Source organism: Rhodococcus sp. WAY2 (assembly GCF_009859915.1).
GTDB classification, from domain to species: Bacteria; Actinomycetota; Actinomycetes; order Mycobacteriales; family Mycobacteriaceae; genus Rhodococcus_F; species Rhodococcus_F oxybenzonivorans.
The window spans coordinates 3,627,987-3,644,095 of sequence record NZ_CP046572.1; the positions used below are offsets into that span (position 1 = coordinate 3,627,987).

At 66.1% G+C, this 16,109-nt stretch carries 14 protein-coding genes; 8 read left to right on the plus strand and 6 right to left on the minus strand.

The features are described from left to right. The first annotated feature begins 125 nt into the window (after positions 1-125). From GFS60_RS16635 to GFS60_RS16660, 6 genes are all read left to right on the plus strand, one after another. Positions 126-1,199 carry an ABC transporter ATP-binding protein gene (locus tag GFS60_RS16635; protein ID WP_109334628.1) on the plus strand — a complete coding sequence of 358 codons (1,074 nt, stop codon included), beginning with the start codon at positions 126-128 and terminating at the stop codon, positions 1,197-1,199. Positions 1,200-1,379: 180 nt separating this feature from the next. Further along, positions 1,380-2,654 carry an ABC transporter substrate-binding protein gene (locus GFS60_RS16640; protein WP_159922825.1) on the plus strand — a complete coding sequence of 425 codons (1,275 nt, stop codon included), beginning with the start codon at positions 1,380-1,382 and terminating at the stop codon, positions 2,652-2,654. Positions 2,655-2,685: 31 nt separating this feature from the next. Continuing rightward, positions 2,686-3,735, plus strand: a complete 1,050-nt coding sequence (locus GFS60_RS16645) for a carbohydrate ABC transporter permease (RefSeq protein ID WP_159922827.1) — start codon at positions 2,686-2,688, stop codon at positions 3,733-3,735. Further along, positions 3,732-4,625 carry a carbohydrate ABC transporter permease gene (locus tag GFS60_RS16650; RefSeq protein WP_159922829.1) on the plus strand — a complete coding sequence of 298 codons (894 nt, stop codon included), beginning with the start codon at positions 3,732-3,734 and terminating at the stop codon, positions 4,623-4,625. The genes GFS60_RS16645 and GFS60_RS16650 overlap by 4 nt, the downstream gene beginning before the upstream one ends. A gap of 32 nt (positions 4,626-4,657) precedes the next feature. Next, a complete protein-coding gene (locus GFS60_RS16655; RefSeq protein ID WP_159922831.1) occupies positions 4,658-4,849 on the plus strand; it encodes a hypothetical protein in 192 nt (63 codons plus the stop codon). Positions 4,850-4,981: 132 nt separating this feature from the next. Further along, entirely contained in the window at positions 4,982-7,207 is a 2,226-nt protein-coding gene (locus GFS60_RS16660) for a transglycosylase domain-containing protein (RefSeq protein WP_159922833.1), read from the plus strand. A gap of 14 nt (positions 7,208-7,221) precedes the next feature. Here the strand turns inward: GFS60_RS16660 and GFS60_RS16665 are convergent, their stop codons facing one another. The 6 genes from GFS60_RS16665 to GFS60_RS16690 form a co-directional block, all read right to left on the minus strand. Continuing rightward, complete coding sequence (locus tag GFS60_RS16665; protein ID WP_159922835.1) at positions 7,222-8,472, minus strand: T3SS (YopN, CesT) and YbjN peptide-binding chaperone 1; 1,251 nt, start codon at positions 8,470-8,472, stop codon at positions 7,222-7,224. A 129-nt stretch (positions 8,473-8,601) separates the two neighbouring features. After that, complete coding sequence (locus tag GFS60_RS16670; RefSeq protein WP_159922837.1) at positions 8,602-9,684, minus strand: inositol-3-phosphate synthase; 1,083 nt, start codon at positions 9,682-9,684, stop codon at positions 8,602-8,604. Then, complete coding sequence (locus tag GFS60_RS16675; RefSeq protein WP_109334622.1) at positions 9,677-10,234, minus strand: PadR family transcriptional regulator; 558 nt, start codon at positions 10,232-10,234, stop codon at positions 9,677-9,679. Before GFS60_RS16675 ends, GFS60_RS16670 begins: the two co-directional genes overlap by 8 nt. Before the next feature lie 184 nt (positions 10,235-10,418). Continuing rightward, positions 10,419-11,207, minus strand: a complete 789-nt coding sequence (locus GFS60_RS16680; RefSeq protein WP_159922839.1) for a DUF1707 SHOCT-like domain-containing protein — start codon at positions 11,205-11,207, stop codon at positions 10,419-10,421. Between the two features lie 6 nt (positions 11,208-11,213). Then, complete coding sequence (locus tag GFS60_RS16685; protein ID WP_159922841.1) at positions 11,214-12,038, minus strand: DUF1707 SHOCT-like domain-containing protein; 825 nt, start codon at positions 12,036-12,038, stop codon at positions 11,214-11,216. Between the two features lie 24 nt (positions 12,039-12,062). After that, positions 12,063-12,923 (minus strand): DUF1707 SHOCT-like domain-containing protein, encoded by an 861-nt coding sequence (locus GFS60_RS16690; RefSeq protein WP_159922843.1) that lies wholly within the window; start codon positions 12,921-12,923, stop codon positions 12,063-12,065. Between the two features lie 88 nt (positions 12,924-13,011). Between GFS60_RS16690 and GFS60_RS16695 the strand changes: the two genes are divergently transcribed. Further along, on the plus strand, positions 13,012-13,443 hold the full coding sequence (locus GFS60_RS16695) for a DUF5318 domain-containing protein (protein WP_109334618.1): 432 nt from the start codon (positions 13,012-13,014) through the stop codon (positions 13,441-13,443). Between the two features lie 278 nt (positions 13,444-13,721). Beyond that, a complete protein-coding gene (locus GFS60_RS16700; RefSeq protein ID WP_236603169.1) occupies positions 13,722-16,088 on the plus strand; it encodes a transglycosylase domain-containing protein in 2,367 nt (788 codons plus the stop codon). Positions 16,089-16,109 lie beyond the last annotated feature (21 nt).

Sequence of the window (16,109 nt, forward strand, 5' to 3'; positions counted from 1 at the left end):
TCCACCCACGATCACAGCAGTAGAGCCCAAAAAGGCGCACGGGCGCGGAGCGCCTCGGGACCCGGAAAGGTACATTCGCACGCACGTGCGCGCGCTGCGCCGGGTAAGAAGGGACTTCGACGTTCATGGCCACAGTGACCTATGACGGTGCCACCTGTTTGTTCCCCGGCTCGGACAAGCCGGCCGTCGATCAGCTCGATCTGAAGATCGAGGACGGTGAGTTCCTCGTGCTGGTCGGACCCTCCGGCTGCGGCAAGTCCACATCACTGCGCATGCTCGCGGGACTCGAAGACGTGCACAGTGGGCGAATCCTCATCGGCGACCGGGACGTCACCGGCCAGGAGCCGAAGCAGCGGGATATTGCGATGGTGTTCCAGAACTACGCCCTCTATCCGCACATGTCGGTGGCCGAGAACATGGGCTTCGCGTTGAAGCTCGCCGGGAAACCGAAGGCCGACATCCGGCAGCGCGTCGAGGAGACGGCCAAGCTGCTCGACCTCGAGCCGTACCTCGACCGCAAGCCCAAGGCGCTGTCCGGTGGTCAGCGTCAGCGGGTCGCGATGGGCCGTGCGATCGTCCGGCAACCTCAGGTGTTCCTGATGGACGAGCCGCTGTCGAACCTCGACGCCAAGCTCCGCGTGCAGACGCGAACGCAGATCGCGCAGCTGCAGCGCCGCCTCGAGACCACGATGGTGTACGTGACCCATGACCAGGTCGAGGCGATGACGATGGGCGATCGGGTCGCCGTGCTCAAGGACGGGGTGCTGCAGCAGTGCGCCTCCCCGCGCGACCTCTACAGCAAGCCGGCCAACGTGTTCGTCGCCGGCTTCATGGGTTCGCCGTCGATGAATCTGTTCACCTTGCCGATCACTCCGGACGGGGTCGTACTCGGCGACGCGACGATTCCCCTGCCGCGCCAACTGCGCTCGGAATCGTCCGAAACCCAGGTGGTGGTGGGCATCCGTCCCGAACACCTCGAGCTGTCCACCACGGGCATCCCGATGGAGGTCGCGGTGGTCGAGGAGCTCGGATCCGACGCCTACATCTACGGTCGCAGCACCGTCAACGGCGAGACACACCAGCTGGTGGCACGCGCCGATTGGCGGAACCCCCCGCGCAAGGGCGACCTGGTGAAACTGCACGTCGATCCCGCCGCGGTGCACCTGTTCTCGGCGTCCGAGGGATACCGGCTGAGCTAGCCGCGGAGTCCGCGCCGCCGTTCCTGAACGATTCAGGTCGGGGGTAATGCGGCACTTCGGCCGTGTTCCGTGCCACAGTATGTTCCGACACCGCACCGGTGCCGCCGGGTTTCGTGCGCAATGTGCCGGAATCCCGGTGCCGGTGGCGGGTTCATCCACATCTACCTACGGGGAGACTCCATGGTTCAGATTTCGAGAGCGGTCCGGCGCGCCGCGGTGCTTGCCACTGCTGCGTCGCTGGTCACGCTCACCGCGTGCTCGAGCGACAGCGGCAGCGACTCCACGTCGGAGAACCTCGACGGCCGCGGACCCATCACGTACGTCGAGGGCAAGGACACCACCGAGACCGGGGTCGTCCGCCAGATCATCGACGCGTGGAACGCCGAGCACCCGGACGAGCAGGTGACGTTCAAGGAGCAGTCGAACGACGCCGATCAGGCGCACGACGACCTCGTCCAGCACCTGCAGGCCAAGCAGTCCGACTACGACGTCGTGGCACTCGACGTGCCCTGGACCGCGGAGTTCGCGGCCAAGGGCTGGCTGCAGCCGCTGACCGGTGAGTTCGCGGTCGACAACACCGGAATCCTCCCCGCCACCGTGGAAAGTGCCACCTACAACGGCACCCAGTACGCGGCACCCAAGAACACCAACGGTGGTCTGCTGTACTACCGCAGCGACCTGCTCCCCGCCGCCCCGAAGACGTGGACGGAACTCGCCGCCGCGTGCGAGGTGGCCAAGACCAACAACATCGACTGCTACGCCGGTCAGTTCGCGCCCTACGAGGGCCTGACGGTGAACACCGCCGAGGTCATCAACGCGTTCGGTGGTTCGTTCGTCGGTGAGGACGGCAAGACCCCCACCGTCGACAGCCCGGAGTCCCGCGCGGGTCTGCAGGTTCTCGTGGACAACTTCAAGAACGGTGACATCCCGGCTCAGGACACCACGTTCAAGGAGCCCGAAAGCCAGAAGGCGTTCGAGGACGGCAAGGCGCTGTTCCTGCGCAACTGGCCGTACGTGTACGCCAACGCCGAGAAGGACTCGTCCGCGGTGAAGGGCAAGTTCGCGGTCGCCCCGCTGCCCGGCAAGGACGGCATCGGCACCTCGACGCTCGGTGGCTACAACGCCGCCATCAGCGCGTTCTCGGAGAACAAGGCAACCGCTCGCGACTTCCTGACCTTCCTGCAGGGCGAGCAGGCGCAGCGCATCATGGCGATGGACTCGCTTCCCCCGGTCCGCGCCGCGCTGTACGACGACCCGGAGATCGTGGCGAAGTACCCCTTCATGCCCACGTTGAAGGTGTCGATCGAAAACGCTGTTCCCCGCCCGGTCACCCCGTTCTACCCGGCTGTGTCGAAGGCCGTGCAGGACAACGCCTACGCCGCCATCAAGGGTGAGAAGTCCGTCGACCAGGCGATCACGGACATGCAGTCCGGTATCCAGTCCGCGGGCTCGTAGCAACACCGGCTCGTAGAACACAGGAGTGAAGATGGCCGTTCCGACTGGGACCACCAGTGGGGCGCCGGCCCGTACCGCGGCCGGGGATTCCGATCCCGGCCGCGGTTCGCGTGCGGAGAGTGAGAACGGGCGACGCTTTGGGCTGAGCGGTCGCCGCGCGTGGCTGTTCGTCCTTCCGACGCTGGCGGTCCTGGCGGTCGTCATCGGGTACCCGGTGATCCGGGCCGTGGTGATGTCGTTCCAGAAGGATGCCGGCCTCGACCCGTCGACGGGCATGTTCGTCGAGGGCGGTTGGGCAGGTTTCACCAACTACACGCACTGGATCCTGCAGCAGTGCACCTCTCCGGGAGGCGCGGTCGTGGCGTGCCCCCCGGGCACACTCGGGTCCCAGTTCTGGTCGGCGGTCGGTAACACCGCCTTCTTCACAGTCGTCACTGTCGGCATCGAGGTCGCGATCGGCCTGTGGATGGCGATCATCATGGGCAAGACATTCAAGGGTCGCGCACTGCTGCGCGCCGCCGTCCTGATCCCGTGGGCCATCCCGACCGCGGTCACCGCCAAGCTGTGGTACTTCATCTTCGCCTACGACGGCATCGCCAACCGGTTACTCGGCACCCAGATCCTGTGGACGTCGGACGAATGGCCTGCCCGCTTCGCCGTGATCATCTCCGACGTCTGGAAAACCACACCGTTCATGGCACTGCTGATCCTCGCCGGTCTGCAAATGATTCCTCAGGACGTCTACGAGGCAGCCCGCGTCGACGGCGCCTCGGCGTGGCAGCGGTTCCGCCGGATCACACTCCCTCTGGTCAAGCCCGCTCTGATGGTGGCGATCCTGTTCCGCACCATGGACGCCCTGCGCATGTACGACCTGCCCGCCATCCTGACGGGCGGCAACCCTGCAACCACCACCGTGTCGATACTCGTGGTCGACCAGGTGCGGCAAGGGTTCAACAGTGCTTCGGCGCTCTCGACCATCACATTCCTGATGATCTTCGCGGTCGCATTCGTCCTCGTGAAGTTTCTCGGTGCCAATGCCGTCGAAACTCAGGAAGCACAGCGAAAGGGGCCGAAGCCGTGACGCATCGCGCACCGGAACCCGACGTCCCCGACACCTCGGCGCGGCGCAAGCGTCCCCAGCGATTCGCTTTCAAGAACACCCGCATCTACGTCGGCGTCGCGATCATCCTGGTCTGGGGTCTCGCCCCGTTCTACTGGATGATGGTGACGGCGTTCCGCGACCCCGACTACACCTTCGACACCACACCGTGGCCGACGCACCTGACCCTCGAGAACTTCCAGAACGCGTTGTCGACGAGCAGCGGCAACAACTTCACGCGGGCCCTGATCAACAGCATGATCGTCGGCGGCGTCACCACCGCGGTGGCTCTGGCCGTCGGCATCTTCACCGCCTACGCCCTGGCTCGTATCGAATTCCGATTCAAGTACGTGGTGGTCGGCATCGTGCTCGGCGCGTCGATGTTCCCCGTCGTCGCACTGGTCACGCCCCTGTTCCAGTTCTTCACGAACATCGGCTGGATCGGCACCTACCAGGCGATGATCGTCCCCAACATCTCGTTCGTCCTCCCGCTCACCATCTACACCCTGACGTCGTTCTTCAAGGAACTCCCGTGGGAGCTCGAGGAGGCGGCCCGGATCGACGGCGCCAACCGGGGCCAGGCGTTCCGGCTGGTGATGTTGCCGCTGGCCGCGCCCGCGCTGTTCACCACCGCCATTCTGGCGTTCATCGCCACCGTCAACGAGTATCTCCTCGCCAGCCAGCTGTCGAGTGATGCCACCGAACCGGTCACCGTCGCGATCGCCCGGTTCTCCGGCAACGACCCGCATGTCGTGCCGTACGCGGCGATCATGGCAGCGGGCACCATCGTCACCATTCCGCTGGTGATCATGGTGTTGCTGTTCCAACGCCGCATCGTGTCGGGGCTGACGGCGGGCGGCGTGAAGAGCTAGCGGTCGAGCGGAGCGAGGGGAATCTGTCGGGCATGCATCCAGTGGCGAAGCGGCAGCGACTCGAGGTTCTCATCGGAATCCTCGGGTTCTTCACGGTGATGGCGTTCATCGCCGCGGTCGTGGAGGTGGTGAACGGTGATCCCGGTGTCACACCGGCGCTGGTGTTGCTGGGTTGTCTGCTGTTGTCGGGGCTGGCAGTGGTGGCGCGCGCCCGCGTCCGCTGAAACAGGACAAGTGGTCGGATTATTTGCTGATCGGTAGCGCGGTGCGCGTCACACTCGGGGCAATCACATAACATACGTACGGGGTGGGTGCGATGATCCTCCGTGACCGGATACCTGACCGGGAGTGTGTAAGTGAGTTCTGGCAACGACGCGACGGGCGATGGCACCGCCGAGTCCGGTGGCACGCCTGTCGGTGACGACGGCGTAGCAGCGACAAGCACGCCGCGAGCGGGGAAGAAGAAGTCCCGCCGCTGGCGCACGGTCCGCCGCGTCGGTCTGGGCGTGATTGCGCTCGTGCTGGTCATTCCGCTCGTGATGTTCCTGGTGAGTTACGTCCAGGCCGAGGTCCCGCGCCCGTCGGACATGAAGACCAATCAGGTGGCGACGGTGCTCGCCGCGGACGGCGCCACCGAGTTGGCCAAGGTGATTCCACCGGAGGGGAACCGCACCGAAATCGCGCTCGGGGAGATACCGCAGCACGTCCGGGACGCTGTGCTGTCTGCGGAGGACCGGAACTTCTACTCCAACCCCGGCTTCTCGATCACGGGATTCGTGCGAGCCGCCCGCGACAACGTCCTCGGCAAGGAAAGCGCAGGCGGCGGGTCGACGATCACCCAGCAGTACGTCAAGAACGTGCTGGTCGGCGCCGACCGAAACGTGTATCGGAAGATGCGCGAACTCGTCATCTCCACCAAGATGGCCCGCGAGTGGTCGAAGGACGAGATCCTCGCGGCGTACCTCAACACCATCTACTTCGGCCGCGGTGCCTATGGCATCGAGGCGGCGTCGCGGGCGTACTTCGACAAGCCGGTCGGTGAGCTGTCGGTGGCCGAAGGCGCCGTGCTGGCCTCGGTGATCCAGAGCCCGTCGTACCTCGACCCCGAAGCGAACGTCGACCAGTTGCAGGCCCGGTGGAACTACGTGCTCGACGGCATGGTCGAGATGGGTGTCCTCACCTCCCAGGAGCGCAGCGAGATCGAGTTCCCGGCCGCGGCGCCGGCCAATCGGCCCACCGACGCCAACTCCGCGCCCGGCCCGGAGGGTCTGATCCGGAACCAGGTGCTCCGGGAACTGTCGGACGCCGGGATCTCCGAGCAGACTCTGAACACCGAGGGTCTACAGATCACCACGACGATCGACCCGAAAGCGCAGCAGGCCGCGATCGACTCCGTGCACGAAACCCTTGAAGGGGAGGATCCCGGTCTGCGCACCGCGGTGGTGTCCATCGATCCGCGCACCGGCGGTGTCCGTGCCTACTACGGCGGTGAGGACGGTGCCGGATTCGATTACGCGCAGGCTCCGCTGCAGACGGGCTCGTCGTTCAAGGTGTTCGGCTTGGCCGCCGCGCTCGAGCAGGGCATTCCGCTCTCTGCCCGCTTCAGCAGCGCCCCGCTGACCGTCGGCAATGTGCAGATCGGCAACGTCGAGGGTGAATCCTGCGGCACGTGCACCATCGCCGAGGCCACCAAACGGTCACTGAACACCAGTTTCTACCGGCTCATGATGTCCTTGGACAACGGTCCGCAAGCCATTGCCGACGCCGCCCACAAGGCGGGGATTCCCGAGTTCATCCCCGGGGTGCAGGGCAAAACCTTGAGTGAGAATGGCGGCGAACCGGAGGGCGGCATCGTTCTCGGTCAGTACTTGTCTCGTCCGATCGATATGGCGTCGGCGTATGCGACGCTCGCCGCCTCCGGCATCTACCACCCGCCGTACTTCGTCCAGCGCGTGGTGACCGCGGATGGAGTTGTCCTGTTCGATCGGGCGCCGAGCCCCGGGGAGCGTCGACTCGAGGCCGCGGTCGCCGACAACATCAGCCAGGCCTTGATGCCGGTGGCTGCCTATTCCCGTGGTCACGCACTCGCGGGAGGACGTCCGTCGGCGGCGAAGACGGGCACCGCGCAGCTGGGCGATACCGGTGAGAACAAGGACGCCTGGATGGTCGGTTACACGCCGTCGTTGTCGACGGCGGTGTGGATCGGTAAGGCCGACGCCACCGCGATCAACAACAGCTGGGGTGGGCTGATCTACGGGTCCAGCCTGCCGTCCGACATCTGGAAGGGAACGATGGACGGTGCCCTCGAGGACACCGACTGGGAAGAATTCCCCTGGCCGGACCCCATCGGCGGGCAGGCGGGTGTTCCCTCGTGGAGCGGCGTTTCGAGTAGCGGCAGCGGGTCCGGAAGTGGCAACGGGTCCGGAAGTGGCAACGGCCAGACCGCCAGTCCGGCGCCGGCGCCCGTAGAGGCGCCGCCGCCGGCACCGCTACCGCCGATCCAGCCCCCGCCGCAGCTCCAGCTACCGGCGCCCACGCAGATCGAAATTCTTCCGGGCGTGATCATTCCGCTGCCGGGCTAGGGTCGGGCGAACTTTCAGCCCAGGCTGCGGTACCCACCGCCCGGTGGTGCACGATGCGGGAGCACCACGACCCGCAGCGCTGCTCGTAGGCTGTCGGACGTCTTGGCCCAGGACTGGGCTTCGCTCTCACACATGTCCGCTTCTTCGGAGTCGTTCTCGCGGGCGAGTTCCGCGTTGTGGCGCCACTCGACTTCCTGATCGGAGCAGAGGCGCAGGAATTCGAGGATCGTGTCTCGATCGCGACCGCAGATTTCGGCGACATCGTCGGCGTCCAACCCGCTGTCGGAGTCCAGATGAATCAGCGTCATCAGCGCCGCGGGCAATTCGTGGCTGCCGTGCTCGTCGGTGCCGGTCGGACTCGTGGCGGTGGTGTTGAGGGTGCCGCCCAGTCGTTCGGCGAATGCCTCGTCGGCGGTATCGACGAGGTGCTCGAAAGTGCGGAACACCGACAGCAGATGTTCGGCCGCGAAAGGTGAACCGTCGATTCGCATGACGGCGACCACGTTGTCGACTATCAGCAGGAATTTGATGTCGGACCACTGACGGTTGAGATCGGCCAGCGCTTCCGCGGCGCGGGTCCGGTCACTGACCGAATGGACCACGCGGGCAAACACCTCGACCCGGGCGTCGTCGTCGAGCACCCTGACGTAGGTGGGCATGTCACCGACCCAGACGAGAATGTCTCCGTCCCCGTCCTTCTCCGGTGCCTGCCCGAGCATCGATTCGACGGCCGTGTCGACGAGTTCCCGTAGACCTGATCCGTTGCGCTGCCGAGCCGGTGTCTCGTCGGGAACGTCGAGCGGCGGGACATCGTGTCGACCCCGGGTGATCGCGTGCAGGAACGACGGATGCATCAGGTCCCAGACCTCCCGGAACACGGCGATGGTCATCGTCGCCAGCAGTGCGGCCTCGGTGCGGTGCCCGTCGAGATAGAACGAAGCGGAGCCGTTACCCTCGTCGACGTCCGCCACCGCGTCCGGGCGGTTCCACCCGAGTTCGATCAGCCGATCGTGATCTTCCTCGGAAAGTTGACGCGCCGGATGCAGGAAAAGGTTGGACGGCACCTCGCACCGCACCGTGTCACCGGCCCAGGCGAAGAATCGCACGCACGCGGCCGTCTCGGTGAGGCCGTCGTCGGTGCTGTCGTAACGCGACACCAGCACCAACTCGTCGTCGTTCTGCATCGCGCGCACATACCGGGTCAGACGGTCTTGGAACTGCGTCCATGCGTCGTCGATCTCCCGATCGAAAATGTTCTCGGACATCACGCCTCCCTCGATGAATCCTGGGTGTCACCGTAGAGGGCGGGTACGACAAGTATTCGAACACAAAGGCGAATGCCCCTTACGGCGCGATGAAAAGCGTCGAAAGGGGCATTCGCCTCGGGAACGGTCCTACGCGTCGATGATGAACGCCTCGAGCTCGGTGCGAGCCTTGTCGTCCGCCATCTGAACCGGCGGGGACTTCATCAGGTACGCGGAAGCCGGGTAGACGGGTCCACCGATGCCGCGGTCCTTGGCGATCTTGGCGGCGCGGACGGCGTCGATGATGATGCCGGCCGAGTTGGGGGAGTCCCAGACCTCGAGCTTGTACTCCAGGTTCAGGGGCACGTCGCCGAACGCACGACCCTCGAGGCGCACGTACGCCCACTTGCGGTCGTCGAGCCAGCCGACGTGGTCCGACGGGCCGATGTGCACGTTGCCGGGACCGAGGTCGCGGGTCAGGTTCGACGTCACAGCCTGCGTCTTGGAGATCTTCTTGGATTCGAGGCGCTCCCGCTCGAGCATGTTCTTGAAGTCCATGTTGCCGCCGACGTTGAGCTGCATGGTGCGGTCGAGCTGCACGCCGCGGTCCTCGAACAGCTTCGCCATGACGCGGTGGGTGATGGTGGCACCGACCTGCGACTTGATGTCGTCACCGACGATCGGGACGCCGGCGTCCTTGAACTTCGCAGCCCACTCGGGGTCGGATGCGATGAACACGGGCAGGGCGTTGACGAACGCGACACCCGCGTCGATGGCGCACTGGGCGTAGAACTTGTCGGCATCCTCGGAACCCACGGGCAGGTACGACACCAGCACGTCCACCTCGGCGTCCTTCAACGCCTTGACGACGTCGACGGGCTCGGCCTCGGAGATCTCGATGGTCTCGGCGTAGTACTTGCCGATGCCGTCGAGGGTGGGGCCGCGCAGCACCGGCACGTCGGCCGGCGGAACGTCCGCGATCTTGATGGTGTTGTTCTCGCTGGCGAAGATGGCCTCGGAGAGGTCGAATCCGACCTTCTTGGCGTCGACATCGAAAGCGGCGACGAACTGGACGTCGCGAACGTGGTACTTGCCGAACTTGACGTGCATGAGGCCGGGAACGGTCGCCGTCTCGTCGGCGTCCTTGTAGTACTGCACGCCCTGAACCAAGGACGAGGCACAGTTCCCCACGCCCACAATGGCCACGCGCACCGCGGTGCTGTTCTCACCCATGGTCGGGTTCTCCTTCTTTATTAGGTGTTGCTGTCGATTGCTCGGCGGCGATCAGCTCGTTGAGCCAGCGCACTTCGCGCTCACTGGATTCGAGACCGAGCTGGTGAAGCTGACGGGTGTAGCGGTCTATCGACCCGCTGGCCCGTCCCACGGCTTCGCGGAGCCCCTCCCGGCGCTCCTCGACCTGGCGTCGTCTGCCTTCGAGAATGCGCATCCGCGCCTCTGCGGGTGTGCGGCTGAAGAAGGCGAGATGAACACCGAAACCGTCATCGGTGTAGTTCTGCGGACCCGTGTCGGCGACCAGTTCCTTGAACCGCTCCCTGCCGACCGGCGTGAGCTGATAGACGCGGCGGGCACGACGCTTGACGGTGCCCGGGGCACCTGCGTCCTCGGCGATCAGACCGTCCGCCTGCATGCGTCGCAGAGTGGGATAGAGGGAACCGTAGGAGAACGCGCGAAACGCACCCAACAGTCCCGTCAACCGCTTCCGCAGCTCGTATCCGTGCATGGGTGACTCGTGGAGCAGCCCGAGAATTGCCAATTCGAGCACTTGTCCACCCCCTGAGTCGCCAGACCTAACCGTGTGATGCGATGCCGAACTATATCGCACCGATATATACGACGATACGCGTGGGCGATACATGGGACAAGTCGTCACAGATTGTTTTGTGGGTGGCTTCTGCGGCCGGTTCGCGGGTCAGCCGCGCCGTTTCCAACCTCTGTAGGAACTACGCCTAGTCACCGAACGGGTAGACGGCGATGATCTCACCGTCGAAGGTGACGTTGAAGTATCCGGCGTTGCCGGCTTTGTTGTTCGCGTACACGGAGATGATCGGCGGCCCTTGTTCCTCGCCGGGCTCGAAGCCGAAGGACAGGTGATCCACGGTTCCGTTGGGCACTCGGACGCTTTCCGGTGCGCCTTTCAGCAGGCCCGCGAGGGCCGGAAGGTCCACGGCGGCGAGGTCGAACGACCGCTCGTCGGCGTCCCGGGTGGAGACGCTTCCCCAGCTGTCGAATTCTCCGTCGTAGTGGTAGGGGTCGGCCTGGGACGGGTTTCCGGTTGCCTGCCGGTCGAGAACGGCATGTTCGGGGAAGAGATCGACCTCATCTGCGATGGTGTCACCGAACTCTGCGCGGTACTCGTCGATGAAGTAGTGAACCCCGCTGCCGGTGGTCAGGGTGGGAAGCGACTTCGACGGTCCGGCGTCATCCCCGACCGACCCCGCGATTGCGCCGACTACCGCAGCGCTCGCGACGATCGCACCGGCGGCGATCCACCGTCGCCGGGACCTGCGCTGTTTCGGGCGGACGACGGGAGCATTGGCCAGTCGGCTGGGAATTTGCAGGTCACCGACGAGCCGGTCGAGTTCGTCGAAGGTCTTCGCGCTCATCGCCCGGGCTGTGCGGTAGCTGTGTTCCTCAGCCGAGATCTGACCGTCGGCCTGAGCCGCGTCGAGGACTCCGCATGCGTCGGCCCGATCGGAGTCGCGGGCCCGTAGCCCGGCGAGACTTGTCTTGTTCATCGTGTCCTATCCACTGAACGGCGAGACGCGGAGGACCGAACCCGCCGGCGTGACCACGATCATGCCGCTCTCGTCGAAGTCGTTGCTCGCGTAGATCCGCACGATGGGCGTGCCGCCGTCGGTGTCGACTCCGAGGTAGTCGACCTTTGCGTCCGGAACATTGATAGCCGTGGGCGCCGCCGCCACGACGTCCGCCAGGGCATCCACATTCAGGCCCGCGAGGTCGATGATCGGGGTGTCGACCTTCCGAGTGGTCGCCGGACGTGACGTCGAGAACCCGCCTCGGTAGTCGTACGAGACCAGCCGATTCGGCTCCAGCGGTTGTGCGCGCTCGAAGTTGGCGTGTTGTGGATACAGGTTCAACTCGTCGACGACCGTGTCACCGAACTTGGCGCGGTACTGATCGATGAAGAGGGTCATCCCTTCCCGCGTGGTGAGGTCCGGCGTCGGTATCACCAACGGCGCCACTGCACCGAGATCAATCGAGGCCGGTTGCGCGGCGGGTGCGGGGGCCTGCACGTCGTCGCTGTCGGTGAGGGCGAAGGCCCCGACAGCGGCAATGACGGCGGCGGCCGCGACTGCTGCGGTGAACAGGTGGCGGCGGGTTTCGCGGGGAGGCCTGGCGTCGGGCGGTGCATCCGCGGGACGCTGCAGGTCGCCGACGAGGGTTTCGAGTTCGTCGAGTGGGCGCGCTCCGGCGGCGAGTTCCGACATGGCCCGGTGCTCGTCCTGACTGAGCTGTCCGTCCCCGAAGGCGCCGTCGAGTATCGCCGCGGTGTTGGCGCGGTCGACGTCACGCGCGCGCGTGTTCGCTGGGTATCGGCTGGCCACGCAGAGATCTTAGTGTGCGGACCGCTATTGCGCTGGGACGATCTGCAGAACTTCGCCGCCGAGGCCGGCCTTGACGTACCCGCCCCCGAGGTTGTCGGCGCCGTTGACGTAGATGTTCATGGTCGGGCCCTTGCCACCGTCGGCAATGAGGACGTGGCCGATGCTGCCTTCGGGGGCGCCGACGAGCCGAGGAGCATCGCCGAGCAGCGCCCCAAGCGCAGCGACGTCGACCTGCCGCAGATCGACGTCGGCCGTGCCAGGCAACCGCCCGCTGCGCGGTCCCCACGGGGTGAAGCCGCCGCGGAAGGAGTAGGTGTCGGCCTCACCGGGTGCCTCCGCCACCGTTCTCTTTGCGAGGGCATAGCCCGGGTACAGCGCCATCTGATGAGCCGTGAGGTCGCCGAACGTGCGCTGATAGGCGTCGAACACCGCAGCGATACCGTCCGGTGTCAGCGGCTCAACCACCCCGGTGATCGGCGAGTCGGCGACCGCCACCGGCGGCTCTTGGACGGGAAAACCGACGGGCCGCTCGACCTGGACGGGGACAGAACCGCCGGCCGGCTCGGGGTCGTCGTGCTGCGTCAGTGCGACTGCAACAATTCCCGCTCCCACCGCCGCCGCAATACCCACGGCGATCCGCAGAACTGTTCTAGGGGGTCGGGCCGAGCGAACGGGTACTTCATCGGTGAGGCTGGCGGGCAATTGCAGGTCGCTGATCAGGAGGTTCAGTTCTGCCAGCGTCTTCGCCGACATGGCCTGCGAGGTGCGGTCGTGGTACTCGCCGGCGTCGAGCTGTCCGTCGGCGTAAGCGGCGTCGAGCTGGCTGCACGCATTGACGCGGTCGAGGTCGCGTGCGCGGGTGCGCGAGGACGGTCCGGAGGCCACATCGGCATCGTAGTGGGGGAACGGCGTTTGACCAGCGTCACTCGACCGACCCCTTTCCTCCTGACGCCACGCACGTACTCTGGTCTCCGTGCGGATACAGCGGCAGGTGGTGGACTACGCGCTTCAGCGCAAGTCTCTGCTGGCCGAGGTCTACTCGGGCAGGACAGGCGTCACGGAGGTCTGTGATGCCAGCCCATACCTGCTTCGAGCCGCGAAATTCCACGGCAAGGGCAGTGACGTCGTGTGCCCTATCTGCCGGAAAGAGCAGTTGACCCTGGTTTCCTGGGTCTTCGGCGACAAGCTGGGCCCGGTGTCGGGTTCGGCTCGGACGGCCGAGGAGCTGGTGCGTCTCGCAGCCACTCAGGAGGAGTTTTCGGTTCACGTGGTCGAGGTGTGCAGAACCTGTAGCTGGAACCATCTGGTTCAGTCTTATGTTCTCGGTAATGTGCCCGCACCGAAGAGGCCGAGGCGATCGTCGCCGAGGCCTCGGCCGCCGAGTCGGCGGACCGCGAGCGAATAGAACGCCCGAACACGGACGAGGGCCGAAGGCTGCCCACTGACGTGACGCCGGACTGAAACAGGTCCACAACCACTGGAGATTTGTACGTGAGTTCCCCCCGCAGCAACGCCCCGGGTGATCGACCGAACGGACCGAGACGACCGAGTGGCCCCCCGCCACAGGGGCGCCCCGGAGGTCCACCACCCCGCGGCGGACAGCCTGCAGGTGGGCCGCCACCGCGCCGTATGCCTCCCCCGCCGCAGGGCGGCGGCCGTCCTCCCGGACCGCCGCCGCGTCGTATGCCTCCTCCGCCGCAGGGTGGGGGCCGTCCTCCGGGGCCGCCGCCGCGTCGTCCCGGTCCCCCGCCGGGCCGTCCCGGTCCCCCGCCGGGCCGTCCGGTTGCCGGTCCTCGCAGTGCGCCACCCCCTGGTGGGCGTCCTCCGGGGCCGCCGCCGACGGGCGGTCGCCGGCCGGGAGGCAACGCGGGTGGACCGCCGCGGAAGCCGCCGGCGAAGAACAAGTCGAGGTGGAGGATTGTGCGCCGCGCCGCCTACACATGTGTCGCGCTGGGCCTGATCATTCCGATCCTGCTGTTCATGGCCGCCTACGTTGTGCAGGAAGTTCCGCGTCCCGGCGACTTGAAGACCAACCAGGTGGCCACTATCTACGCCGCGGACGGCACGTCGGTGCTGAGCAAGGTCGTGCCGCCGGAGGGTAACCGCACCGAGGTCAGTCTCGACCAGATCCCGAAGCACACCCGGGACGCGGTGCTGGCAGCCGAGGACCGCGACTTCTACTCGAACCCCGGCTTCTCGGTCGGCGGTTTCGCCCGCGCCGCCCGCGACAATGTCCTGGGTAAGGACAGCGCAGGTGGTGGCTCGACCATCACCCAGCAGTACGTGAAGAAGACGATGGTGGGTTCCGAACGGTCGCTGACGCGAAAGATGAAGGAACTGGTCATCTCGTCGAAGATGGCCCGCGAATGGTCCAAGGACGACATCCTGGCCGCCTACCTGAACACCATCTACTTCGGCCGTGGTGCCTACGGCATCGCGGCGGCGTCGAAGGCGTACTTCAACAAGCCCGTCGACCAGCTCACCGTCGAGGAGAGCGCGGTTCTGGCGTCGTCGATCCAGTTGCCGTCGCTGCTCGATCCGGAGACGAATCCCGAGGGTGCGCAGTCGCGGTGGAACTACGTCCTCGACGGCATGGTCACCGCAGGCACGCTCGAGCAGTCGGCTCGCGCAGGCATGCAGTATCCGCCCTATGTGCCCCTCGCCCAGGTCGACAACGGTAACCAGGACACCGGTCCGGAAGGCCTGATCAAAAACCAGGTCCTGCGGGAGCTGGGTGACGCCGGAATCAGCGAGCAGCTGCTCAACACCGAGGGACTGCAGATCACGACGACGATCGACCCGGTCGCGCAGGCCGCCGCGGTGGACTCGGTGCGTTCCAACCTGGAGGGTGAACCGGAGAACCTGCGGACCGGTGTGGTGTCCGTGGACCCGAAGTCCGGCGCGGTACGGGCCTACTACGGAGGCGAGGACGGCGGCGGCTACGACTTCGCCAACGCCGGACTGCAGACCGGTTCGTCGTTCAAGGTGTTCGGCCTCGCCGCGGCCCTCGACCAGGGCATCCCGCTGTCGCAGATGTACGACAGCTCGGAGCTCACAGTCAACGGCATCACGATCAGCAACGTCGAGGGCGAGGGTTGCGGCACCTGCACCATCGCCGAGGCCCTCAAGCGGTCGCTGAACACGAGCTTCTACCGTCAGCAACTCGAAATCGACGGCGGGCCGCAGGCGATCGCCGAGATGGCCCACCGGGCGGGTATCCCGGAGGAGATCCCCGGTGTCGGGCCGACGCTGACCGAGCCCGACGGCAGCGGTCCCAACAACGGCATCGTGCTGGGTCAGTACCAGTCGCGCGTGCTCGACATGGCGTCCTCCTATGCCACGTTGGCGGCGTCGGGTGTCTATCGCGCCCCGCACTTCGTGCAGAAGGTGGTCAGCGCGGACGGCACCGTGTTGCTCGACCGCGGTGTCGATCCGGGCGAGGAGCGCATCGACAAGGACGTCGCCGACAACGTGACGGCCGCGATGGAGCCGATCGCCGGTTATTCGCGCGGCCACAACCTGGCCGGTGGACGGCCGTCCGCGGCCAAGACGGGTACCGCGCAGCTCGGGGACACCGGGCAGAACAAGGACGCTTGGATGGTGGGGTACACCCCGTCGCTGTCCACAGCGGTCTGGGTGGGCACCACCGATGGTCAGGCTCTCGAGAACAGCAACGGTGCCATGATCTACGGCTCCGGCCTGCCGTCCGACATCTGGAAGGACACGATGGATGGAGCCCTCGAAGGCACCCCCGTCGAGAAGTTCCCGAAGCCGGGTCCCATCGGAGGCCAGTCGGGTCTGCCGGCGTACTCCGCCCCGGCGCCTCCCAAGACGTCTGCACCGCCGACGAGTACCTTCCAGCTGCCGCCGCAGCTCGTGCCGCCTGTGGTGGTGACGCCGTCTCCGGTCGAAATCCTGCCCGGCATCACCATTCCGGTTCCGGGTCTGGCGCCGAGACCGACCACCCCGGCACCGGTGGTGCCGGCCGAACCGGAGATCACCACACCACCGAACGCGGGCAACGGTCAGCGGCAGATTCCGACGGGTTAGCGGCGACCGGTAGCCTCGCCT